Below are 24,396 nucleotides of genomic sequence, written 5' to 3' on the forward strand. Positions count from 1 at the left end.
ACAGCATTAAAGTCTAATACGGACTCCGTAAGTTAAATTAATAAATATTATAACACCATATAACACGGCGATTCAAAATAACTCGGGCCTAAAATTGCAGATCACAAAGAGTTGCGTATCTTTGCACGCCGAAAAATTGAATCAAGAATAATATAAGCCACTAATAAAAAGGCTACTAAAATAAATGATACTATGAGTCCTAAAGGAAAAAAAACGTTTGATGTATTAATCGAAATACCAAAAGGAAGCCGTAATAAATTTGAATATGATTTTGAACTAAAAAAAATCCGTTTTGATCGTTTGTTGTTCTCATCTATGATGTACCCAGCAGACTATGGTTTTATTCCTGAAACGTTAGCATTGGACGGCGATCCATTAGATGTTTTGGTGTTGGGTACTGAACCTACGTTCCCAATGTGTGTGGTGGAGGTAAAACCTATTGGTGTCTTCCATATGGCAGATGAAAAAGGAAACGACGAGAAAGTTATTTGTGTACCTGTTTCTGACCCTATTTGGAACACTCTTAACGATTTGTCTGATGTAAATCGCCATCAAATAAAAGAAATCGAGCATTTCTTTCAAGTGTATAAAGATTTAGAAAAGAAAAAAGTTGACGTAGGCGGATGGGGAGATGCACAGGAAGCTTACGACATACTTAACAAATGTATAGACCGTTATGAAAATAGCGAGCACAAAACCAATGGAAATTTTACGATATAAACTAAGTCCTATTTATTAAAATTTAAAAACCTCTTATATTCCATAAGGGGTTTTTTTGTATATCGGTGTTTTTTTTAATTACTTTAGCAATCGTTTAACACTAATCAATCTAAAATATTAATATGGGATCACTGATGATTTATATGCCTATCGCAATGGCAGCTTTAGGATTAATTTATATGCTAATTAAAAAGTCTTGGGTTATGAAGCAAGACGCCGGAGATGGTAAAATGAAAGAAATTTCAGATCACATCTATGAAGGTGCCCTTGCTTTTTTAAATGCAGAGTACCGGTTGTTAGCCATTTTTGTAGTCGTGGTGAGTGTGTTGCTGGCCATTGTATCATTAGTAGTGCCAACTACGCATTGGCTTATTGTAATTGCTTTTGTTTTTGGAGCCGTTTTTTCAGCTTTCGCTGGAAATATTGGAATGAAAATAGCTACAAAAACCAACGTTAGGACTACCCAGGCAGCAAGAACAAGTTTGCCAAACGCTTTGAAAATCTCTTTTGGAGGTGGCACCGTTATGGGACTTGGTGTAGCAGGATTGGCAGTATTGGGTCTTACCGCATTTTTTATATTTTTCTTTTGGTTCTTTATGGGTGGTGCGTGGACAAACACCATGGACATGACCATTGTTTTAGAAACGCTAGCAGGCTTTTCGCTTGGTGCGGAATCCATAGCATTATTTGCCCGTGTGGGTGGTGGTATATATACCAAGGCAGCCGATGTAGGAGCTGATTTAGTAGGTAAAGTTGAAGCTGGTATTCCAGAAGACGATCCTCGAAATCCTGCCACCATTGCTGACAACGTAGGAGATAATGTGGGTGACGTTGCTGGGATGGGAGCCGATTTGTTCGGGTCTTATGTGGCTACTGTTTTAGCAGCCATGGTGCTTGGTAATTATGTGATTAAAGATATGGGTGGCGCTATTTCAGATGCCTTTGGAGGCATTGGTCCAATTTTATTACCTATGGCAATTGCAGGTGCGGGTATCATCATCTCCGTAATAGGAACAATGTTGGTAAAAATAAAAAGCAATGATGCTAAAGAAGCGAAAGTAATGGGTGCTCTTAATCTTGGTAATTGGGTGTCTATCGCCTTGGTGGCAGTATCTTGTTTCGCGCTGGTAAAATGGATGTTGCCAGAAACCATGCAAATGAATTTCTTTGGTGAAGGACTTCAAGATATTTCTTCTATGCGTGTTTTTTACGCTACTCTAGTAGGTTTAGTAGTGGGTGCAGTAATTTCATCTGTGACCGAATATTATACAGGATTGGGTAAAAAACCTATTTTGAAAATTGTTCAACAATCGAGCACTGGAGCTGGAACAAATATTATCGCAGGATTGGCTACAGGAATGATCTCTACCTTTCCTTCTGTATTGTTATTTGCAGGAGCTATTTGGGCTTCGTATGCATTTGCAGGATTTTATGGTGTGGCGTTGGCAGCTTCTGCAATGATGGCTACTACAGCTATGCAATTGGCTATTGATGCTTTCGGACCTATTTCAGATAACGCAGGTGGTATTGCAGAAATGAGTGAGCAAGATCCTATTGTAAGAGAACGTACTGATATCTTGGATTCTGTGGGAAATACAACTGCAGCAACTGGTAAAGGTTTTGCAATTGCTTCGGCGGCATTGACCTCTTTAGCATTATTTGCGGCATATGTGACTTTTACAGGAATTGACGGCATAAATATCTTTAAAGCGCCCGTTTTAGCGATGTTGTTTGTGGGAGGTATGGTGCCTGTCGTATTTTCAGCACTTGCCATGAACGCTGTAGGGAAAGCAGCCATGCAAATGGTTGAAGAAGTGCGTCGTCAATTCAGGGAAATTCCGGGAATTATGGAAGGTACAGGAAAACCACAATACGATAAATGTGTGGCTATATCAACCGAAGCGTCTTTAAGAGAGATGATTTTACCAGGTTTACTGACCATTGGTTTTCCTTTGGTAATCGCTTTTGTACCGATGATTTTTGGAATGAACAATTTGGCAATTGCTGAAATGTTAGGAGGCTATATGGCTGGTGTTACCGTAAGTGGTGTGTTATGGGCTATTTTCCAGAACAACGCTGGTGGCGCTTGGGACAATGCCAAAAAATCATTTGAAGCTGGTGTGTTAATTAACGGAGAAATGACGTATAAAGGCTCTGATGCCCATAAGGCAGCTGTTACAGGAGATACGGTTGGAGATCCATTTAAAGATACGTCTGGTCCGTCCATGAACATTCTGATTAAGCTAACGTGTTTGATTGGATTGGTAATCGCCCCAATATTAGGGGGCCACGCTATTGAAAGTGCTGTCGTAAAAACTGAGTTTGTAGAAGTCACGAATGGTATTACTGATGCCTTTGATGTGGAGATTGTAACGGTCGATTCAGACAATGCGAAAGCTGTGGTTACAAAAACATTTACTGAGAATGGTAAAATTATGAAAGAAGAACGGGTGTTTGAAGGGACCTTAGAAGAAGTAAAAGCAGCCATTGAAAAAATGAAAACAAAAAAATAGATTTATTTTTGTAATAAAATTCTTAAGAAAGGCTATGTCTCCATGATGTAGCCTTTTCTTTTTTTTATTAACTTAGTATTCATGAATTACGACGATTTAACCACATTGGGTATCGCTTTTGGTTTAGGCCTGTTAGTAGGCCTACAGCGTCAGCGCAGTAAGAATGAAATGGCAGGTGTCCGGACGTTTACCCTAATATCTATGTTGGGTGTTATGGCCGGATTTCTTTCCCGTGAATATGACAATCCATTTATTTTGCCCGCTTTGGGCCTGTGTGTGGCAGCCATGTTAATGATGGCAAATTTTATAAAGGTTAAAAAGTTTGATCAGGCTGATGTTGGGCAAACCACTGAAATTGCGGCGCTCTTAATGTTTGCTATTGGTGCCTATCTCGTTATGGGCAGTCAGTTGGTGGGTGTATTTGTGGGTGCTACCATGGCCCTTTTACTTTATATAAAGGAGAAACTTCACGACTTTATCGACAGTTTAAGTAACAAAGACTTATCTGCCATCATGACCTTGGCAGGAATTAGTTTAATCGTACTCCCTATCCTGCCAGATAAAACCTATGGGCCTTTGGATGTGATCAATCCCAAAAATATCTGGCTCATGGTAACACTTATTGTTGGCATCAGTGTGGTTGGTTATTTTATTTACAAACTGGTGGGCAAAAAAGTTGGCGTCATTTTTAACGGTATTTTAGGTGGATTAATCAGTAGTACGGCCACGACCGTTAGTTATGCCAGAAAAACCAAAGATCACAAGTCCATTAGTAAAATGGCGGTTTTTGTTATTACAACGGCTTCAATGGTCTCTATGATAAGGGTGCTGATTGAAATTGCGGTTATCGTTCCAGAGAAATTAGGATTATTAATTTTGCCTATCCTCGCTGAAATAATAGTAATTGCCATTTTATCTGTAGGCTTATTTTATTTGGTCAATAGAGATGAAGAGGATGAAGAAATGCCAGAACCTGAAAATCCTGCACAATTTAAAAGTGCCATAATTTTTGGATTGCTGTATGGCTTTATTTTGCTTTTGGTGGCGTTTACCAAGAGGCAATTTGGAGATAACGCCTTGTATATCGTTTCTATTATAAGTGGGTTGACTGATGTAGATGCTATTACTTTGTCACTTTCGCAAATGATGAAATCTGATCGTTTAGGAACTGATTTAGGTTGGCGTTTAATATTATTGGCTACAATATCCAATCTTGTATTTAAGGGCGTGATGGCAATTGTGATAGGCGCCAAAGAAATGGCCAAATGGGTCATCACGGTTTTTGGAATAGCCTTAATTTCGGGTTTATTAATTCTTTGGCTTTGGCCTGATACTTGGCATTTTTAAGATGAGTTTATTTAAAGAAGATCCTTTACAAATTATTGTGTTCCAAAGTTACGGCACGGCATCCCATTTATATGTCAGGGGTCGGGCATTGGAAGATGAGTCTATAGATCTGGCAGGAAAACATCCAATCAAACTTCTAATCAATGCGTATAAGCGATTTGAGACGGATGAAATAAAGCATACACCATTATTGTTAAAACTGCCTAATGGGCGCATTTTTGAAACGGTTACGGATGAGGAAGGCTATTTTTTGGTTGATATAAAGGAAGAAGGTTTAGATACTTTAACCAATGATGAAGGATGGCTATCCTTTGAACTAGCTTATAAAGATTTTACTTCTACAAGAATTATCCAATTAAATAATCGTTTTCCGGGAGAAATGCTAATTCCTGCTAAAGATATTTCTTTTGGGGTGGCTAGTGATATTGACGACACGATTTTACATACTGGTCTGGTTTCTACGCTAAAATGGCGTGTTATTTATAACACGTTCTTAAAACGTGCTTCCAAACGATCGCCCTTAGAAGGTGCTGCCGAATTCTATCATATGTTACACCGTGGAAAAACTGGGGCAGAGGCAAACCCTATTTTTTATGTGAGTCACAGCCCTTGGAATATGTACCGCTATTTGGAGTATTTTTTAAGCAAAAATAATTTCCCAAAAGGACCAATTTTACTTCGCGATTTTGGAAACTTTTTAAATCGGAAGAAGAACGCTGAAAAACCTCAAAAACAGCGTGAGATATTGAACATACTTAAAACTTATACTACTTTAAAATTGATACTCATAGGAGATAGTGGAGAACATGATGCCGATATCTATCTTGAAATTGCAGAACTCTATCCAGACCGTATTTTAGCCATTTACCTCAGAAGCGTGAAACATAAAAAGAAAATGTTACGCGTTAAAAGTTTGTATGAAGATTATAAAACAACGCCAGTGCTCTTAGTAGATAGCAGTAAAGAAGCTATCGAACATGCCAGAGAGAATGGCTTTATTGCATAAAAAAGCCTCACAAAAAAATTATTTTGCAAGGCTTTAAGTAGTGTAGTAATAACTAATATTTTAAATTTTTAAAATACTCATATATCTCATATTGTGAGCGTATTTCTGGTTTTTTGCCCAATTTTACATATTCGTTTTTCTGTTCTGGGTCAATAATGCGAGCCTTCACGGTGTCAGCCAATTGAATGTCAATAACATCTCTTATAATTTTAAAGTTGTCAGGATCTATAATTGGAGTTACCACCTCAATGCGATGCGTTAAATTACGCGTCATCCAGTCGGCTGAACCAATATACATCTTTTCCTCGCCAGCATTTCCAAATATATAAACGCGGCCATGTTCTAAAAAGCGATCTAAAATACTAGTCACTTTTATATTCTTACTTTGACCTTTTATACCCGGAACCAAACTGCACATGCCTCTCACCAAACAATGTATTTTCACGCCTTTATTACTCGCTTCATAAAGCAGTTTGATCATTTTCTTGTCTTCTAGGCTATTCATTTTTAAGATGATATAAGCTTCTTTTCCCGCTTGTGCTAAATGAATTTCCTTTTCTACCAAACTCACAAATTTATTGCGCATTGTAAAAGGCGAAATCAATAGTTTCTTCGCTTTAGGCACGATGAAAATACCTTCTAAAACTAAAAATAGTTTATTGAGGTCTTCTGTAATTTTTTTGTTTTTGGTCATCAGACCAAAATCAGTATAAAGTGTGGAAGTGTTTTCATTAAAATTGCCGGTACCTATATAGCAGTAGGATGTCAACTCTTCACCAATCTGACGTTCTATGTATAAAATCTTGGAATGTACTTTGATGCCAGGATAACTATAGAGTACTTGAGCGCCATTGTCTTTAAAAATCTCGCCCCATTTTAAATTGTTGTGTTCATCAAACCGGGCCTTCACCTCGATAAAAATGATAACTTTTTTGCCGTTTTTTGCGGCTTTGGCAATGGCATTGTTTAATCGTGATTCCTCTGCCACGCGGTACAGGGTCATTTTAATGGTTGTTACGCTAGGATCTTCTGCCGCCTCTTCCAAAAGTTTAATAACAGGTTCAAAAGATTGATACGGATAATGCATCAGTTGGTCCTTTGTATCTATTGCTTCAAACATCGAGTTGTATGCTGAGGTAACCGGATGGGGTAAAGGAGGTAAGGGTTTAAAGCTGAAATCTTTGTCTGTTGGATTAGGGAAACCGAAAAAATCCTTAAAATTATGATAGGTGCCTCCTAAAACCACATCTACATGCGATACATCCAAAGCCTTTTTTAAAACATTTTGAAAGCTTTTAGGCATGCGCTCATCAATTAAAACTCTTGTTGCTTGCCCTGTTTCGCGCATTGGGAGCGATTCCTTGATTTTTTCCATCAAATTTCCAGAAAACTCATCTTCAATATATAGTTCTGCATCTCTCGAAATTTTTATGGCATAATACGAAATGTCAAGTTCTGGCTGCGATTTATAGAGGTTGTATTTAATGATGTCATCAATAAAAGTAATATAATATTTCTCATCTCCAGAAGCAGGAAACACAAAGAATCGCGGCTCATCCTTAGGGATTTGTACCACTTGAAATGTATCTTCAGAAATGGAGGCTGTAATGTATGAGCATTCATTTTCAACAAATACGGCATCTTTAGTAGAAAATTTAGAATTGTCTAAATCTATCTTCCCTTTTAAAGTAGATTCAAAATAGTCTATAGCTACTTTCTTTTGGGCATCTGAAAAGTCCCTATGTTTTATCAAATGAATGCCTTCCTTTTGTAAATCAGGAATGATTTCATTTTGAAAAAGCTGTCCAAATTCTTGTTGAAGCGCATCAACCTGAACTTTTATTTCTGCAAGCACACGATTAGGTTTTGTAACTAGTTTTTTTCTGAGGGATTTGTCTAAATCTTTTATTTGTCTGATATCTGAAACCCTAACCCTAAAAAACTCGTCCAAATTGGAAGAAAAAATGGCCATAAACTTAATACGCTCATAAAGCGGATTACGCTTATCAGCTACTTCTTGCAGAACACGGTGGTTAAAACGTAACCAGGACAGATCACGATGGTAATACTTTGAATTATATAATGGTAATGCCATAAAATGCGTCTAGAGTCTTTCTCCATTTCTGGAGCTGTTAAATTTTTTAAAACAAATTCAAGATTGGAAAATTACAATTTTATGCGCAAAAAAATGTTAGAAAAATGATAAGGTCTTAAAACAAACCATTAATCTCAGCATCAATAGTATTGATAATGCTGCCCAAATCTTCTGGATTGGAGACAAAATCTAAATTGTCAACATCAATAATGAGAAGTTTTCCTTTGTTATAGCCATGTATCCAAGCTTCATAACGTTCATTCAAACGGCTTAAGTAATCTATACTGATGGAGTTTTCATAGTCACGACCACGGCTATGGATTTGCTTTACCAAATTAGGAATGGAGCTGCGCAAGTAAATAAGAAGATCCGGACCTTGAACAAAAGATTCCATCAACTCAAATAAAGACCTGTAATTTTCAAAATCGCGGTTGGTCATTAAACCCATGGCATGAAGGTTGGGCGCAAAAATATGGGCGTCTTCATAAATGGTTCGGTCTTGAATAATATCTTTTCCGCTTTCCCTAATTGAAGAAATTTGTCTAAAACGACTGTTTAAAAAGTAGACTTGAAGATTAAAGCTCCAGCGTTCCATCTGATTATAGAAATCATCCAAATATGGATTGTCTACAACATCCTCTAATTGGGGTTCCCATCTGTAATGTTTGGCTAATAATTTTGTAAGCGTGGTTTTCCCTGCACCAATATTTCCGGCTATTGCAACATGCATATTTATTTCATTTTTAGTTGGAATTGATGAAGTGTTTCATCGGCGTAAATATACAAGGTTTCATTGGTTACTAAAAACTGTTTTATGAACAATTCAGGCAGTTGAATAGGTGTTAGTTGAGCCGTTTCTTTGGCTAAACAATAGAGCCCGTTTTTAGTTTGAATAATTAAATTTCCATTTGATTCTTCCAATTTTATAAAGCCTTCGTTTTTAATTTTTGAAATAGTGCTACCAAAATAGTTGTAGGTATACAAATAATCTTCAGTCAATAACCAACTGTAATTGTAGTTGCTTTTAAGATTTAAAACATCCGATTGTACCGGCATTGTTGTGGCTCTGGTCTGATTGGTTTTAAAATCAAATAACTCTAATTGTTGTGCATCCTGATTAAAGATCCAGATGGTATTATCCGATCCGGTAGAAGTATGCGTTACATTTTTATAAGGTTGGATGTTGTTGAAGTCAATTTTATAGATTTCGGAAAGCCGATTATCCAACACAACCACCGTATTAAAATTTTTATATAAAACGTGAATTTTTAACGGATTGAAAGCGTGTGCCGAGGTGATAGGGCCTAACTGCACATTGCTATACATGTAGTCCTTTGTTGGTTCGGTTTTGTAAATGACGTTACCTATAATGCTAAAAATAGTTCCAAAATTATCGATTTGAATAATCTGATCTGCTGTTAAAGGCTTGCTGGATAAAGTCGTCGTCTCGATCTTTTCTTGTGAAAACAGAGGTACTGAAAAAAATACTAAAAGGTATGCGAGGCTTTTCATTATGGATTGAAAATTACAAAATTCAATTAAAATTATCAGATTTACTTTTAATGAAACACTTAAGATTATTTATTCACACAGGCGACAGAATTTTAATAGCCTAAGTTGTTTTTTTAAGAGAGTTTTAACATTTGGGGTTTTAACTATTTCAGTTTTTAATAGTCCAATCCACACAAAGTGTTGTCTTACAGCACGGCATCTTAATCAAATAAATTATGAAATCACTTTCAATTAAATTCTTTTCGTTTTTAATTCTTTTGGCCTCGGGAACGCTGATGGCACAGGATTTTCAAGGTAGGGCACATTATATGTCCAAAACCACAGTAGATATGAGCAATTTTGGTGGCAACCAAATGAGCGAACAACAAAGACGAATGATTGCGGAACGTATGAAGAGTATGTTAGAAAAATCTTACATATTAAGCTTTAATAGGACTGAATCCATTTATAAAGAAGAAGAAAAACTAGAGGCTCCAGGCGGAGGTGGAGGTGGCCGAATGGGTGGTATGATGGGAAGCTTTACCGCCGGTCCTCAATATAAAAATGTAAAAGATCAAGTGTTGATTCAGGATCAGGAGTTTTTTGGGAAGCAGTTCCTTATAAAGGATTCTATCCCACAATTGGAATGGAAAATGGAGAATGAATCTAAGCAAATTGGTCAGTACCTTAGTTTTAAGGCCACGGCAATTAAAAAAGGTGATGATTTGGATTTCGCAAATATGAGACGTCGTAATCGAGATACTGATCAGCGCAATGATAGCAACAAATCTAAAGATTCTACAAAATCAAACTCTACAACGGATGAGTTTGAAGTGCCAAAAGAAATTGTCATTACGGCATGGTACACACCACAAATTCCGGTTAACCAAGGCCCTGGTGAATATTGGGGACTTCCTGGTTTGATTTTAGAGGTCAATGCAGGGCGTACTACCATATTGTGTACTAAAATTGAAATCAATCCTTCTGATAAAATAGACATTAAAGCGCCTTCAAAAGGTAAAGAAGTTACCAAAAAGGAATACGAGACCATCGTAAAGGAGAAAACAGAAGAAATGCGAGAAATGTACGGCGGTAGGGGCCGTGGCCGTAACTAAATAAACATTCCAATTTAACTAACCACATCAAAATTAAATAATGAAACACTTCATTACTATAGGGCTACTTTTTGTAGTAAACACCACTATTGCTCAGATAAAAGTAGAAGGCGTAGTCAAAGACAGTATCGGCAACCCTTTAGAGCTGGCCAATGTCATCGCTATTAATCAAGAAACTAAAGGATTGGAGTCTTACGGCATTACTGATGTCCAAGGTCAATACAAACTCGCTTTGACCAAGAATAGCAGTTACACCATTCAGGTCAGTTATATTGGCATGAAAACCTTTGAAGAAGTGTTGAATGTTAAAGAAACTGAGATGACTAAGAATTTCACTTTAAGGGAAGATAACACGCTCGATGAGATTCAATTAACTTATGAGATGCCGGTTACTATTAAAGGAGATACGTTAACCTATAATGCCGATTCCTTTAATAAAGGTACCGAACGTAAACTTGAAGACGTTTTAAAGAATTTGCCAGGGGTTGAAATTAATGCCGATGGAAAAATTGAAGTTGAAGGTAAAGTCGTTAATAAATTAATGGTAAATGGGAAGGATTTTTTTGATGGCGATTCAAAATTAGCCACTAAAAATATTCCATCAAACGCCGTCGATAAAATACAAGTGTTGCGTAATTACGCCGAAGTTGGTCAGTTAAGTGGTGTCCAAAATAACCAGGATAATGTGGCCATCAATATCAAACTGAAAGAAGGTAAAGAGAACTTTTGGTTTGGTAACGTCACCGTTGGTGGCGGTTTTGCACCAACCCCAAATGATGAGTTGTATTTAGTGCAGCCCAAATTGTTTTATTATAGCCCAAAGTACAGCATTAACGTTATTGGCGATTTGAATAACACGGGAGAAGTTGCATTAACAGGTCGTGATATTAGAAATTTTGGTGGCGGATTTAGACGACCAAGCGGCGGCAGTGGTACAAGTATAAATTTAGGCGATAATGGTTTGGGAAGCTTGACGAATCTTGGAAATGCCCAAACAATCGAATCAAAATTAAGCGCCTTCAATTTTAGTTATGCACCTAACAAAGCTTTGGACATCAGCGGATTCGCAATATATAATAGCAACAGGTTGAAAACGCGTCGTGAAAGTTTTGTGCGGTACACTGATTCTGATTTAGGCATTCCGGATGAAGAAAAAGTGGAGGTTGGTCAGGAAGCAACCAATCAAGGTTTGGGGAAATTGAGTTTGCGTTATAAACCTAATTCCAATAATCAGTTGGATTACGATGTTTTAGGCCGAATTTCAGACGATTCTGAAGCTAATGGCATCTTTTCATCGGTAGTAGGAAATACCAATCAGTTAGATGAGGCGCAACCGTTTAGCATTAATCAAAATATAAATTACTATTACACTTTAAACGAAAGACATATTTTCGCTTTTGAAGCACAGCACTTGCTTAAGGACGAAGATCCATTTTACAATGCACTTTTGGTAAACGATCCAACAAATAATGAGGGCGCCCCAAATGAACGTGATGCTTTTGATAATACTGCAGCGGGTTTAGGTTTTAATACAGACCAATTGTCATATAACTTAAATCAGGAACGGCGTATAAAATCTAATCAGTTGGATGCCAAATTAGACTATTATTACATTCTTAATGCAAAGAGTAATATTAATTTTACCCTCGGAACCATTTTAAGTAATCAGCAATTCGACTCCAATATTTTCCAATTCTTGGATGATGGAACATATGTAGATCCTGAAGCCAACTTAACGGATGCTGAAGGCAATATTTTGCGCAATGAAAACGATACTGAATACAATTTTAGCGATATTTATTTAGGAGTACACTACAGATTAAAATCTGGAAAATTCACCTTTACGCCTGGCTTTTCAGTACATGCTTATGGTAATAATAATACTCAGTTTGGAGAAAAATATGAAGATAATTTCTTCAAAATCTTACCGGATTTTGAGACGTTGATTCAATTTAAGAAAAGCGAAAGTTTGACCTTCCGTTATAGCATGCAAAACTCATTTACAGATGTTACAAAACTAGCGGAAGGATTAATTTTGAACAATTATAATAGCATTCAATATGGAACGCCCGATTTGCAAAATGCCTTATCGCACAACCTAAATTTGCGTTACTTTAGTTTTAACCTATTTAATTATACCAATATCTTCGCTTCACTTAATTATAATAAAAATATAGATCAAATTAGATCCGTCACGCAATTTGATAATGTCATTAGAACCAGCACGTACTTTAATTCGAATTTTGCAGATGAAAGTGTGTCAGCTTTTGGGCGCATACAACGTACGTTTGGAAAGTTGAGAGCAAGTATGGGCGTGAACTATAACTACAGTAAGAGCAATCAATTTGTCCAGGAAAGAAGATCGATTAACGAAAGCTTTTCTCAAAGCTACAGTCCAGAATTAAGGACTAATTTTAAGAAAGCACCTAATGTGTCATTAAAATATCAGTACCGTGTAACTGATAATAACCAAGGGAATAACAAGTCCAAATTTACCACTAACTCGCCATCTATAGAATTCGATGCGTATATCTGGAATGCCTTTACACTTAAAACAGACTATTCCTATACCAAGCAAAATAGTGATGTGGGCCCTTCAGATTCGTACCAAACATGGAACGCAAGTTTGGCCTATAGAAAGGATAAAGATGCCAAATGGGAATATGAATTAAGAGCGTCCAACTTACTTAACATCGATTCCAATATCAACAACGGATCAAATAATATTTCAGTTTACAGTTCAGAAACCTTCGTTCTACCGCGATTTGTGACTTTTAGATTGATTTACACGTTATAATCAGATTAGAATTTAACACTGCAAAAAGGCAATTTCGAAAGAGGTTGCCTTTTTAAAGTTTAATACATCAGATTGGCTTTATCATGATCCAAATGTAATGGCGTAAAAAGCCAGGAGGAATGCTAAGGATTTTTTACTTTTTTCAAAGTATAGCACTGTTTATACTGCTTTTTGGGCGGTTTTAAAGTCCATATATTAATTTTTAGTTGTATTTTCATACGCTTAATTACTACATAAAACTACTACAAATGAAAAGACTTTTTTTAGGCGCATTTCTGTTGTGTGCTACCTTAACTGTTACCGCACAAGAAAAAAATGCAGTTATTGAAAACATGATTAAAGAGGCTACTGAAAATTCCCAATTGGAACATTTAGGGCATGAATTATTGGATGTTATTGGTCCACGATTGGTGGGAACACCAGAGATGAAACAGGCACATGATTGGGCTGTGGAAACCTACAAAAAATGGGGAATTCCAGCAGAAAATCAACAGTATGGCGAATGGAAGGCGTGGCAACGTGGCATCAGCCATATTGATATGGTATCGCCACGTGTTCAAAGTTTGAACGGGATGCAATTGGCGTGGAGCCCAAGTACAGGTCCTAAAGGTGTAACTGCTGAGGTGATCACACTACCAACGGTAAAAGATTCTATGGATTTTAAAAACTGGTTGAAAAATGCCAAAGGTAAATTCGTCATGATTTCAGAATACCAAATCACTGGACGCCCTGACTATAACTGGGAAGAATTTGCTACGCCAGAATCATTTGAAAAAATGAAAAAAGATCGCGATTCATTATCTAATGAATTTAGAGAAAATATGAGAAGAACAGGCTACAACTCTCGTTCTATCATTGAAGCTTTAGAGAATGCAGGTGCAGTAGGTATTGTGTCTTCGTATTGGTCTAAAGGATTTGGAGCGAATAAAATTTTCTCTTCAAGAACCAAAAAAATCCCAACCATCGATTTAGAATTGGAAGATTATGGCATGTTATACCGTATGGCGCAATATGGTGATAAACCAAAAATTAAAGTGGTTGCAGAGTCTAAAGATTTAGGTGTAGCGCCAACTTTTAATACAATTGCCGAGATTAAAGGAACTGAAAAGCCAGAGGAGTATGTAATTCTTTCTGCACATTTTGATTCTTGGGATGGTGCTACAGGAGCAACTGACAACGGAACGGGAACACTTGTAATGATGGAAGCTATGCGTTTGTTGAAGAAGTTTTATCCAAACCCAAAACGTACTATTTTAGTAGGTCATTGGGGTAGTGAAGAGCAAGGTTTAAACGGTTCACGAGCTTTTGTTGAAGATCATCCAGAAATCGTAAAAAATATCCAAGCGGTATTTAACCAAGATAACGGTACAGGTCGAGTAGTGAACATGAACGGTGCAGGATTCTTACATTCTTATGAGTATTTAACACGTTGGTTAAGTGCAGCTCCTAAAGAAATCACAAAGCACATTGAAACTAATTTCCCTGGCTCTCCAAGTGGTGGTGGTTCTGATAACGCATCGTTTGTAGCGGCTGGCGCACCTGCGTTTAACCTAAGTTCATTGAACTGGTCTTACTGGAATTACACTTGGCATACCAACAGAGATACTTATGATAAAATTGTGTTTGATGATGTTAGGGGCAACGCTATTTTAACCGCAATCTTAGCTTATATGGCTAGTGAAGATGACACGAAAGTTTCAAGAGAAAAAATTATTTTACCTGTAAGTGAGCGTACAGGAAAACAAATGGAATGGCCAACACAACGTTCTCCAGAGCGTAAAGGAGGTTTGGATTAATTCCTTAAATTATCCTATAAAAAAACCTTCAACAGCAATGTTGAAGGTTTTTTGTTTTATAAAAATTCGAGTTTTATTTCTAACAGCGCAGCAGTCTTAATACTATTAGCGCAGCGGTCTTTGTACTTACTCAGAAATCCCAAATGCAGCTCTCACTTCGTCAATACGATCTAATTTTTCCCATGTAAATAATTCTACATCTAGCGTTATCGATTCGCCGTTAAACTGCTCAAATGTTTTTGTAACCGTTTCATTAACGCGTCCCATATGGCCATAAGCAGCCGTTTCACTATACATCGGTTGACGTAGTTTCAAGCGTTCTTCAATTGCAGCTGGACGCATATCGAAAATCCCGAAAATTTTCTCAGCAATTTCGCCATCGGTCAAATTAAAAGGACACGTTCCATAAGTGTTCACGTAAATTGAGGTTGGTTTTGCAACACCAATAGCATAACTTACTTGAACCAAAATTTCATCACACAAACCAGCAGCAACAAGGTTTTTAGCAATATGACGCGCCGCATATGCAGCACTACGGTCTACTTTACTAGGGTCTTTGCCACTGAAAGCACCACCACCATGAGCACCTTTTCCGCCATAAGTATCTACAATGATTTTACGGCCTGTAAGTCCGGTATCTCCATGTGGTCCGCCAATTACAAATTTACCGGTAGGGTTGATATGGTAGGTAATGTCATCATTAAATAAAACCTGAATGTGCTCAGGAAGACCTGCAACAACTCTCGCAATTAAAATTTCGATAATGTCTTTTCTAATTTTCTCCAACATTTCAATTTCAGCAGCATCAATATCTGCTTTTGAATTTGATTTTGGTTTCACAAAATCGTCATGTTGTGTAGACACTACAATCGCATCAATACGTTGTGGTACGTTGTCATCACTATATTCAATAGTCACTTGACTTTTAGAGTCTGGACGTAAATACGTGATCTCATTATTTTCTCTACGTAAAGCAGCCAATTCAATCATCAAACGATGTGAAAGATCCAATGCCAATGGCATATAATTCTCAGTCTCATTGGTAGCATACCCGAACATCATCCCCTGATCTCCTGCGCCTTGCTCTTCTTTGTTTGCTTTGTCTACACCTCTATTGATGTCTTCAGATTGCTCGTGGATTGCAGAAAATACACCACAAGAATTGCCGTCAAACATATAGGCACCTTTAGTGTAACCAATTTTGTTGATGGTATCTCTAGCAATTTTTTGTACGTCTAAATAGGTATTTGATCTTACTTCGCCTGCAAGTACAACTTGGCCAGTAGTGACCATAGTTTCACACGCAACTTTTGAGTCTTTATCAAAAGCTAAAAAATTGTCGATTAATGCATCGCTAATTTGATCTGCTACTTTATCAGGATGTCCTTCAGAAACGCTCTCTGAGGTAAATAAATACGCCATAACCTTTTGTTTATTATAGGTTTACGGAAGATTTGACGTTGCGCGTCGAAGGTAGTTTCCACTGCCTTTAGCATTTTTAGTCCCAAGTTCGATTTAAAATTTAAGTCTATTGGAAGAGGTTGCAATCAGTCAAATCTTTCCTCTCAATTAATATGTGGCAAAAGTAAAAAAATTAAACGGATGGCAAATCCTTTTAAAATTATTTCGTTTAAAATTAACGTTTGAAATTTTTTTTAATTTAAAATAGACTCATGTAAAGCACTGTAAACGAAAGTTTTATGACTGTTTTTTGAGGGGCTTGAAACGGTGTGTTTAAAAATTAAACCGCAATTAATTTGGAATTGTAATTTTTGTGTTGCAATATTTGTGCTCACAAAGTTCAAAAACTTATTGAAGTGTTATCAAGAAAGGCGGAGGGATTAGACCCGATGAAGCCTTAGCAACCCTCTAGCAATAGTGAAGGTGCTAAATTCTACTTAATTGCTGATTCATTTATCGGCTAATTGGATAGATAACTAAACATAATTACTCATCTGTAATTATAATTTTTCTTTTTAACATTTTTCTATTTGGTACGTCAGTGATGACGCAGTTGGCTTTTGTTTTAATTCATTTATTAACTCAAAAAAATTAGAAAAATGAGTACACACAAATTCGCAACCCAAGCGTTGCACGCAGGACATGATGTTCAAGCAAACGGAGGCACCAGAGCAGTGCCAATTTACCAATCTACAGCGTATGTTTTTAAAGATTCAGACCATGCCGCAAACTTATTTGCACTGGCAGAACCAGGAAACATTTACACGAGAATCAACAACCCTACCAACGACATTTTAGAGCAGCGTTTAGCAGCACTTGATGGCGGAATTGCAGCAGTTGTAACCGCTTCAGGAACCGCAGCAATTGCAACTACGCTTTTAACACTCTTGAGAGCTGGAGACCATATTGTGGCATCAAGCAGTTTGTATGGAGGGACTTACAATTTACTAAGTGTAACCTTACCAAGACACGGCATCACTACAACATTTGTAGATCCGTCTGACCCAGAAAATTTTGATAAAGCAGCCCAAGAAAACACGCGCGTCTTCTTTATTGAATCTTTAGGAAACCCAAAATTGGATGTCTTGGATATCAAAGGGATTTCTAAACAAGCAAAAGCTCATAAAGTGCCGTTAATTGTAGACAATACCATTGCCACTTCATATTTGGTAAAACCTATTGAACACGGTGCCAATATCGTTATTCACTCCTTAACAAAATATGTTAACGGTAATGGAACCGCTCTTGGAGGTGCTATTATTGATGCCGGAACATTTGATTGGGCCAATGGAAAATTCCCAGAATTTACGGAGCCTTCAGCAGGTTACCACGGATTGGTTTATACTGATGTTTTAAAAGAAGCGTCATTTATTGCTAAAGTGCGTATTGAAGGCTTGCGCGATTATGGCTCTGCTTTGAGTCCGTTTAATGCATTTCAAATTATTCAAGGTTTGGAAACATTAGAGCTCCGTATCAAACAACACAGTAAAAATGCGTTGGAATTGGCCAAGTGGTTACAAGAACAAAAGGAAGTGACTTGGGTCAATTATCCTGGACTTGACAACAGTCCGTATAAAGCCCTAGCTGAAGAATATTTGCCTGAAGGACAAAGCGGACTCGTGACCTTTGGCGTGATTGGTGGCTATGAATCGGCTAAAACTATTGCCGATAAAACACAATTATTTTCTTTGTTAGCTAATATTGGTGATACCAAATCGCTCATCATTCACCCAGCAAGTACCACACATCAACAACTATCTGATGAAGCTCAAGAAACCACCGGAGTGACTAAGGACTTGATCCGTTTGTCAGTTGGATTGGAGCATATTGATGATTTAAAAGCCGATTTGAAACAAGTGTTCGCACTGATCAAAGAAAAGGTCGAAGCTTAAGAATTTTTTAAAAGCAAGTCAGCGTAGGTTATGCAGACTTGCTTTTTTATTCATCCTAATACGTGTTCTATGATTCCATTGAATTTTCTAGAAATTAAAAAGTACACCACTGAAAATGGCACAGAGGTGGACATTCAACTGTCCTATGAGCTCTTTGGTCAGCCTTTGCATGAGGCGCCTATCGTATTGGTTAATCATGCGTTGACAGGAAATAGCAATGTTGCGGGAAAAGGTGGCTGGTGGTTGGATTTGATTGGTCCTGATAAAGTAATTGACACCAACGCGTACACTATTTTATCGTTCAATATTCCTGGAAATGGGTATGACGGATTCCTGATTGATAATTACAAAGATTTTGTTGCCCGGGATATTGCTAAATTATTCTTGGAGGGCTTAAAACAATTGAAAATCACTAAAGTGTTCGCTTTAATTGGTGGTTCTTTAGGAGGCGGTATTGCTTGGGAAATGGCATTTCTATCTCCAAAATTGGCCGAATATCTTATTCCTGTAGCAACCGATTGGAAATCGACCGACTGGCTGATTGCCAATTGTCAGATTCAAGAGCAATTTTTAGTCAATTCCAACAATCCTGTTCATGATGCCCGCATGCATGCCATGTTATGCTACAGAACGCCAAAATCGTTTAAAGAGCGCTTTCAACGCAGTAAAAATGACGACTTGGAAATCTTTAATGTGGAAAGCTGGTTACTACATCACGGGAATAAATTGCAGGAGCGATTTCAATTGTCTGCATATAAATTGATGAATCAGTTGTTAAAGACTATTGATGTTACCAAGAACAATGGTGACAATGCCGATATTTTAAACACAATCCATTCGAACATCACAATTGTTGGCGTCGATTCAGATTTATTTTTTACGGCTGAAGAAAATCGGGAAACTCAAAAGCAACTCGCATTAACACATCCAAATGTAACTTACAGCGAAATCAATTCAGACCACGGGCATGATGCTTTTTTAATAGAATTTGAACAATTGGAAAAAATTATAGAGCCAATTTTTAGGCCTAATACAGCACATAAGAAAATGAAAATATTAAAGTTTGGTGGAAAATCTTTAGCGAATGGTGAAGGACTACAACGTACCATCGCTATCATCAAGAATAAAGTAGAAGACCAAGAGAAAATTGCCGTCGTTGTTTCTGCTCGTGGGAGCGCTACAGACGATTTAGAACATATATTATTGAAAGCATCGCAACGCGAGGATTATCAAGTAGAATTTGACGCTTTCAAAACGTATCAAACAGAACCTTTACCAGCAATAGATTTTACAGAGGAATTTGCCGCTTTAGAAAATATTTTTCACGGGGTCAGACTTTTAGGCGATTATAGCAATAAAATAAAAGCTGAGGTTTTGGCTTATGGCGAGCTACTTTCTGCAAAGTTGATTACAAGCTTATTAAAGAACGATAACATTAATGCGAATGCCACCAATGCAGCAGTATTAATTAAAACAGACGATGATTTCCTAAATGCACAACCTAATCAAAAGCAATCTCGAGAGAATGTTTTGGCGCATTTCAAGAATTATAATGGCACAACAGTAAATATTGTCACCGGTTTTATAGGGTCTAATGCCAAAAATGAAACGACTTTGTTGGGTAGAAATGGCAGTAATTATTCGGCGTCATTATTGGCTAATTATTTAGATGCCGAAGAGCTTCAAAACTATACACATGTTAACGGAATTTACACGGCAAATCCTGATTTGGTGACTGAGGCTCAAAAAATAAGGGAATTGTCGTTTTCTGAAGCCAATGAGCTGGCCAATTTTGGTACCACGGTATTGCACGCCAAAACCATCATTCCGTTGTTAGAAAAGAATATCAAACTGCGGATTTTAAACACCTTCAATTCAGATGATGAAGGCACGTTGATTTCTGCAAAAGCCAATTCAAAAGAAGTGACATCTTTATCGGTTTTGGATAACGTGGCTTTATTGAATTTGGAAGGACGCGGCTTGCTCGGAAAAGTAGGTGTAGATGCTCGCATATTTAAGGCATTGAGCCAACATAATATTAGTGTCAGCATTGTTTCGCAAGGCTCTTCTGAGCGTGGCATTGGTTTGGTGATTGATGCCGATAAAGCCACTCATGCTGTGATTGCCTTAGAACGCGAATTCGAAAATGATTTTTATTCTCAAGATGTCAATAAAATTGAGGTTATAGATGATGTATCGGTGATTTCCATTATCGGAATTGAATTGGGGTCGTTTCATAAACCGTTTAATGCCTTGATAAAAAATCAAATCACACCGTTATTATTTAACAACACCGTAACGGGTAGAAATGTGAGTTTGGTCGTCCGTAAAAAGCACTTGCATAAAGCAGTCAATGTCATTCATGGTGAAATATTTGGAGTTTCCAAGAAAATCAATATTGCCATTTTCGGACATGGTGGTGTTGGTGGTGCGCTGATCAATCAAATTCTAAAATCAAAAAATGAAATTGAAAAACGAAAAGGCATCAACTTGAATATTTTTGCAATCGCCAATTCCAAACATGTGCTTTTCAATAAAAAAGGAGCTGATGAAAATTGGAAACAAACACTAGCGAACATTTCAGAAAGCTATACAGTTCAAGATATCATTGACTTTGCAAAAACACACCATCTCGAGAATCTTATTGCTGTAGATAATACGGCAAGTTCAGAGTTTTATAATAATTACATTCCGTTGGTAGAGGCCGGATTTGATTTGGTGTCTTCCAATAAAATCGCCAATACAATTTCTCATGACTTTTATTCAGAACTCAGAGAAAATTTAGAGCAGAACAAAAAGAATTATTTATACGAAACTACGGTTGGTGCTGGGTTGCCATTGATTGATACTATCAAATTATTGCATGAATCTGGGGAGAACATCACACGAATTAGAGGGGTATTTTCAGGAACATTAAGCTATTTGTTCAATAATTTTTCAGTAGAGGACAAACCGTTCAGTTCGATTGTTCAAGAAACCATTGATAAAGGCTTTACAGAACCAGATCCACGTGAAGATTTCTCAGGTAATGACGTCGCCAGAAAACTATTAATATTGGCAAGGGAACTCGACCTGCAAAATGAGTTTGAGGATATATCTGTAGAAAATCTGATTCCAGAAGCCTACAGAGACATTTCTACAGAACAGTTTTTAGAGCAATTGGACGTGTTAGACGCTAAATTTCAAGCTATAAAAGAAGGGCAAAAGGAAGGTCACGTGTTGCGTTATGTAGGCGACCTATCCGGTGATCTTTCACAAGATAAAGGGAATCTTGAAGTCAAATTGGTATCCATTCCATTGGATAGCACGCTGGGACATATTAAAGGCTCCGATGCTATTTTTGAAATTTTCACAGAATCTTACGGCGAGCAACCTATCGTTATTCAAGGCGCAGGAGCAGGAGCAGAAGTGACCGCTAGAGGTGTCTTTGGAGATATTTTGAGATTGTCAAAACACATTAATTAACATCCTGGCCCCTCGAGCGCAGTCGAGAGGTGAAGCTAGAGAACTCGACTGCGCTCGATCCGACTAATAAAAATCATATGATGAGTAGAGAACATAAATTCGAAACCGACGCTATTAAAACTCAAATGGAACGTTCAGAATTTCTGGAACATTCCACACCGTTACATTTAACATCAAGCTTTATTTTTGAAGATGCTGAAGACATGCGGGCGTCTTTCGCTGAAGAAAAAGAGCGAAACATCTATAGCCGGTTTACCAATCCGAACACTTCTGAATTTGTAGATAAAATGTGTAAGTTGGAAGGTGCAGAAAGTGGCTATGCATTTGCTACGGGAATGGCTGCAGTCTTTTCAACCTTTGCCGCTTTGTTAAATGCAGGCGATCATATCGTTTCGGCGCGCAGTATTTTTGGATCTACCCATACCTTATTCACAAAGTTTCTACCCAAATGGAATATAGAAACCAGTTATTTTAAAGTGGATGAAGTTGACAATATTGAGAGTTTGATTCAGCCCAACACTAAGATATTATATGTGGAAAGTCCCACAAACCCAGCAGTAGACATTTTAGATTTGGAAGTGCTGGGACAGATTGCTAAAAAGCATAGTTTAATTTTTATAATCGACAATTGTTTTGCAACCCCATATTTGCAAAACCCGATCAAATTTGGCGCTGATTTAGTGATTCATTCCGCCACGAAGTTAATTGATGGCCAAGGGCGTGTGTTAGGAGGTGTGACCGTCGGACGGGCAGACTTGATTCGGGAAATCTATCTCTTTTCCAGAAATACAGGCCCTGCATTATCGCCATTTAATGCCTGGATTCTTTCTAAAAGTTTAGAGACGTTGGGCGTGAGGGTAGATAGACACTGTGAAAATGCATTAAAGGTGGCCGAATTTTTAGAAACGCACAACAAAGTGGCGTTAGTTAAATATCCATTTTTAAAATCCCATCCGCAGTACGAGTTGGCCAAAAAGCAAATGAAGCAAGGTGGAAATGTTGTCGCGTTTGAAGTAAAAGGAGGCATAGAGGCAGGACGGCAATTTTTAAATCAATTAAAAATGCTATCACTATCGGCTAATCTAGGCGATACACGTTCTATAGCCACGCATCCGGCAAGTACCACCCATAGTAAATTAAGCGAAGCAGACCGATTGGAAGTTGGGATTTCTGACGGATTGGTTCGAATTTCAGTGGGCTTAGAACATGTGGATGATATTATTGCTGACTTGAAACAGGCATTAGAATATGTTTAAAAAAAGTATCTTTGCGGGATGCTTTCAAAAAAGACGAAATACGGAATAAAGGCACTCACCTATCTGGCCAAGCAGGAGACAGGCGTTCCAGTATCAATTGCGACCATTTCTGAAATGGAAAATATTTCGCTTAAATTTTTGGAAACTATTCTACTCACGCTGCGCAAAAGCGGACTGCTGGGGTCTAAAAAAGGAAAATCAGGAGGTTACTATCTGCTTAAGGATGCTAAGGAAATTAAAATGTCAACGGTCATAAGAGTCTTGGAAGGTCCAATTGCAATGGTGCCCTGCGTAAGTTTAAATTACTACGAGAAATGTTCAGACTGCCCAGATGAAGCGGCATGTGCCGTACATCATCTAATGATTCGAGTGCGGGATAGTAATTTGAAAGTCTATGGGGAAACCTCTTTAGCAGATTTAATGCACTATTAAATCCGCAAAAAAAACCTATTATTTTTATCGATTTCAGGTTGCCCTGTTTAAAAATAATATTTAGGTTTGCATATTACCCTACTAAATCTATAGGAGTAAAATAAAATATTAAAATAGTTATCATAATGGACACGATTTTTGAATCTGATATAAGACAAGAACAAAGCGAGACTACCACAAGTACGAGTGTGGAATCTAAAGAAAATATCAAACGAACCTTATTAAAAACCATTAGTTGGCGCGTTGTAGGAACATTGGCTACCGTGGTCATTTCCTATGTCATAACCGGGACGTTAGCCTTGGCATTTTCAATAGGAGCAATAGAGCTGGTTTCTAAAATGGCCTTATACTTTTTTCATGAACGTGCGTGGAATACAATAAAATGGGGGAAATAATGAACATAAATATAGAACAGATCAATTCGGAATTACGGACTAAAACGCCGTCGGAAATCATCCAATGGGCAATTGAATTTGCCAAGAATCCAGTGGTGACAACCAATTTCAGACCTTATGAAGTTGCAATTTTACATGCTACCAACACCGTTAAACCAGACTTGAAAGTGATCTGGTGTGATACGGGTTACAATACCCCACAAACGTACAAGCATGCTGAAATAATTATCAAACAACTGGATTTAAATATTCATTTGTACGTCCCGAAGCAGACCACTGCCCATCGTGATGTCGTATTAGGAATCCCTCATGTTGATGAGCCAAAACATAAACTTTTTACTGAGCAGGTAAAACTTGAGCCTTTTAGAAGGGCTATGGCGGAGCACCAACCTGATTTGTGGTTTACAAATTTGCGCAAAGGCCAAACGGCGTTTAGAAATAGTATTGATATTGTCTCTCAAGGCGCTGATGGAATTATTAAGGTCAGTCCATTTTACTATTGGTCAGATGAAGAACTTGATGCGTATTTAATTGAACATAATTTGCCTAATGAGTTAAAGTATTTTGATCCAACAAAGCAATTAGAGAACAGAGAATGTGGCCTACATGCCTAAA

At 37.5% G+C, this 24,396-nt stretch carries 17 protein-coding genes and 1 riboswitch; of the genes, 13 read left to right on the top strand and 4 right to left on the bottom strand.

Annotation, left to right across the window (positions count from 1 at the left end):
• Window positions 1-192 precede the first annotated feature (192 nt).
• The 4 genes from BXY82_RS06205 to BXY82_RS06220 all read left to right on the top strand — a co-directional run bounded on the left by BXY82_RS06205 (window position 193) and on the right by BXY82_RS06220 (window position 5,586).
• Window positions 193-720, top strand: a complete 528-nt coding sequence (locus BXY82_RS06205) for an inorganic diphosphatase (RefSeq protein ID WP_133757286.1) — start codon at window positions 193-195, stop codon at window positions 718-720.
• A gap of 122 nt (window positions 721-842) precedes the next feature.
• Entirely contained in the window at window positions 843-3,233 is a 2,391-nt protein-coding gene (locus BXY82_RS06210) for a sodium-translocating pyrophosphatase (protein WP_133757287.1), read from the top strand.
• Window positions 3,234-3,314: 81 nt separating this feature from the next.
• Window positions 3,315-4,580 carry an MgtC/SapB family protein gene (locus BXY82_RS06215; RefSeq protein ID WP_133757288.1) on the top strand — a complete coding sequence of 422 codons (1,266 nt, stop codon included), beginning with the start codon at window positions 3,315-3,317 and terminating at the stop codon, window positions 4,578-4,580.
• Between the two features lies 1 nt (window position 4,581).
• Entirely contained in the window at window positions 4,582-5,586 is a 1,005-nt protein-coding gene (locus BXY82_RS06220) for an App1 family protein (RefSeq protein ID WP_133757289.1), read from the top strand.
• A 52-nt stretch (window positions 5,587-5,638) separates the two neighbouring features.
• On the opposite strand, the gene ppk1 is transcribed toward BXY82_RS06220, so the two are convergent.
• The 3 genes from ppk1 to BXY82_RS06235 form a co-directional block, all read right to left on the bottom strand.
• Window positions 5,639-7,681, bottom strand: coding sequence for a polyphosphate kinase 1 (ppk1, locus tag BXY82_RS06225; RefSeq protein ID WP_133757290.1), 2,043 nt, complete (start codon window positions 7,679-7,681; stop codon window positions 5,639-5,641).
• Window positions 7,682-7,796: 115 nt separating this feature from the next.
• Window positions 7,797-8,411, bottom strand: a complete 615-nt coding sequence (locus BXY82_RS06230; protein ID WP_133757291.1) for a deoxynucleoside kinase — start codon at window positions 8,409-8,411, stop codon at window positions 7,797-7,799.
• 2 nt (window positions 8,412-8,413) lie between these two features.
• A complete protein-coding gene (locus BXY82_RS06235; protein ID WP_133757292.1) occupies window positions 8,414-9,193 on the bottom strand; it encodes a hypothetical protein in 780 nt (259 codons plus the stop codon).
• Window positions 9,194-9,408: 215 nt separating this feature from the next.
• Here BXY82_RS06235 and BXY82_RS06240 point away from each other — a divergent pair, with 215 nt between their 5' ends.
• The 3 genes from BXY82_RS06240 to BXY82_RS06250 all read left to right on the top strand — a co-directional run bounded on the left by BXY82_RS06240 (window position 9,409) and on the right by BXY82_RS06250 (window position 14,880).
• Complete coding sequence (locus BXY82_RS06240) at window positions 9,409-10,287, top strand: GLPGLI family protein (protein WP_133757293.1); 879 nt, start codon at window positions 9,409-9,411, stop codon at window positions 10,285-10,287.
• Between the two features lie 40 nt (window positions 10,288-10,327).
• On the top strand, window positions 10,328-13,084 hold the full coding sequence (locus BXY82_RS06245; protein ID WP_133757294.1) for a TonB-dependent receptor: 2,757 nt from the start codon (window positions 10,328-10,330) through the stop codon (window positions 13,082-13,084).
• 248 nt (window positions 13,085-13,332) lie between these two features.
• Window positions 13,333-14,880, top strand: a complete 1,548-nt coding sequence (locus tag BXY82_RS06250; protein WP_133757295.1) for a M20/M25/M40 family metallo-hydrolase — start codon at window positions 13,333-13,335, stop codon at window positions 14,878-14,880.
• 126 nt (window positions 14,881-15,006) lie between these two features.
• Here the strand turns inward: BXY82_RS06250 and metK are convergent, their stop codons facing one another.
• Window positions 15,007-16,302: a methionine adenosyltransferase gene (metK, locus tag BXY82_RS06255; protein WP_133757296.1), complete on the bottom strand. Its 1,296-nt coding sequence runs from the start codon at window positions 16,300-16,302 to the stop codon at window positions 15,007-15,009.
• Window positions 16,303-16,697: 395 nt separating this feature from the next.
• Window positions 16,698-16,820: riboswitch (SAM riboswitch) on the top strand.
• A gap of 120 nt (window positions 16,821-16,940) precedes the next feature.
• On the opposite strand from metK, the gene BXY82_RS06260 reads away from it, so the two are divergent.
• From BXY82_RS06260 to BXY82_RS06285, 6 genes are all read left to right on the top strand, one after another.
• A complete protein-coding gene (locus BXY82_RS06260; RefSeq protein WP_133757297.1) occupies window positions 16,941-18,233 on the top strand; it encodes an O-acetylhomoserine aminocarboxypropyltransferase/cysteine synthase family protein in 1,293 nt (430 codons plus the stop codon).
• Between the two features lie 69 nt (window positions 18,234-18,302).
• A complete protein-coding gene (gene thrA / locus BXY82_RS06265) occupies window positions 18,303-21,698 on the top strand; it encodes a bifunctional aspartate kinase/homoserine dehydrogenase I (protein WP_133757298.1) in 3,396 nt (1,131 codons plus the stop codon).
• Between the two features lie 80 nt (window positions 21,699-21,778).
• Window positions 21,779-22,954 carry a trans-sulfuration enzyme family protein gene (locus tag BXY82_RS06270; protein ID WP_133757435.1) on the top strand — a complete coding sequence of 392 codons (1,176 nt, stop codon included), beginning with the start codon at window positions 21,779-21,781 and terminating at the stop codon, window positions 22,952-22,954.
• An 18-nt stretch (window positions 22,955-22,972) separates the two neighbouring features.
• On the top strand, window positions 22,973-23,386 hold the full coding sequence (locus BXY82_RS06275) for an RrF2 family transcriptional regulator (protein WP_133757299.1): 414 nt from the start codon (window positions 22,973-22,975) through the stop codon (window positions 23,384-23,386).
• Between the two features lie 119 nt (window positions 23,387-23,505).
• A complete protein-coding gene (locus BXY82_RS06280) occupies window positions 23,506-23,781 on the top strand; it encodes a DUF2061 domain-containing protein (RefSeq protein ID WP_394345928.1) in 276 nt (91 codons plus the stop codon).
• Window positions 23,781-24,395, top strand: a complete 615-nt coding sequence (locus BXY82_RS06285) for a phosphoadenosine phosphosulfate reductase domain-containing protein (protein WP_208293682.1) — start codon at window positions 23,781-23,783, stop codon at window positions 24,393-24,395. Before BXY82_RS06280 ends, BXY82_RS06285 begins: the two co-directional genes overlap by 1 nt.
• Window position 24,396: the final 1 nt, after the last annotated feature.

The organism is Gelidibacter sediminis, assembly GCF_004364975.1.
In the GTDB taxonomy this organism is placed as follows: domain Bacteria; phylum Bacteroidota; class Bacteroidia; order Flavobacteriales; family Flavobacteriaceae; genus Gelidibacter; species Gelidibacter sediminis.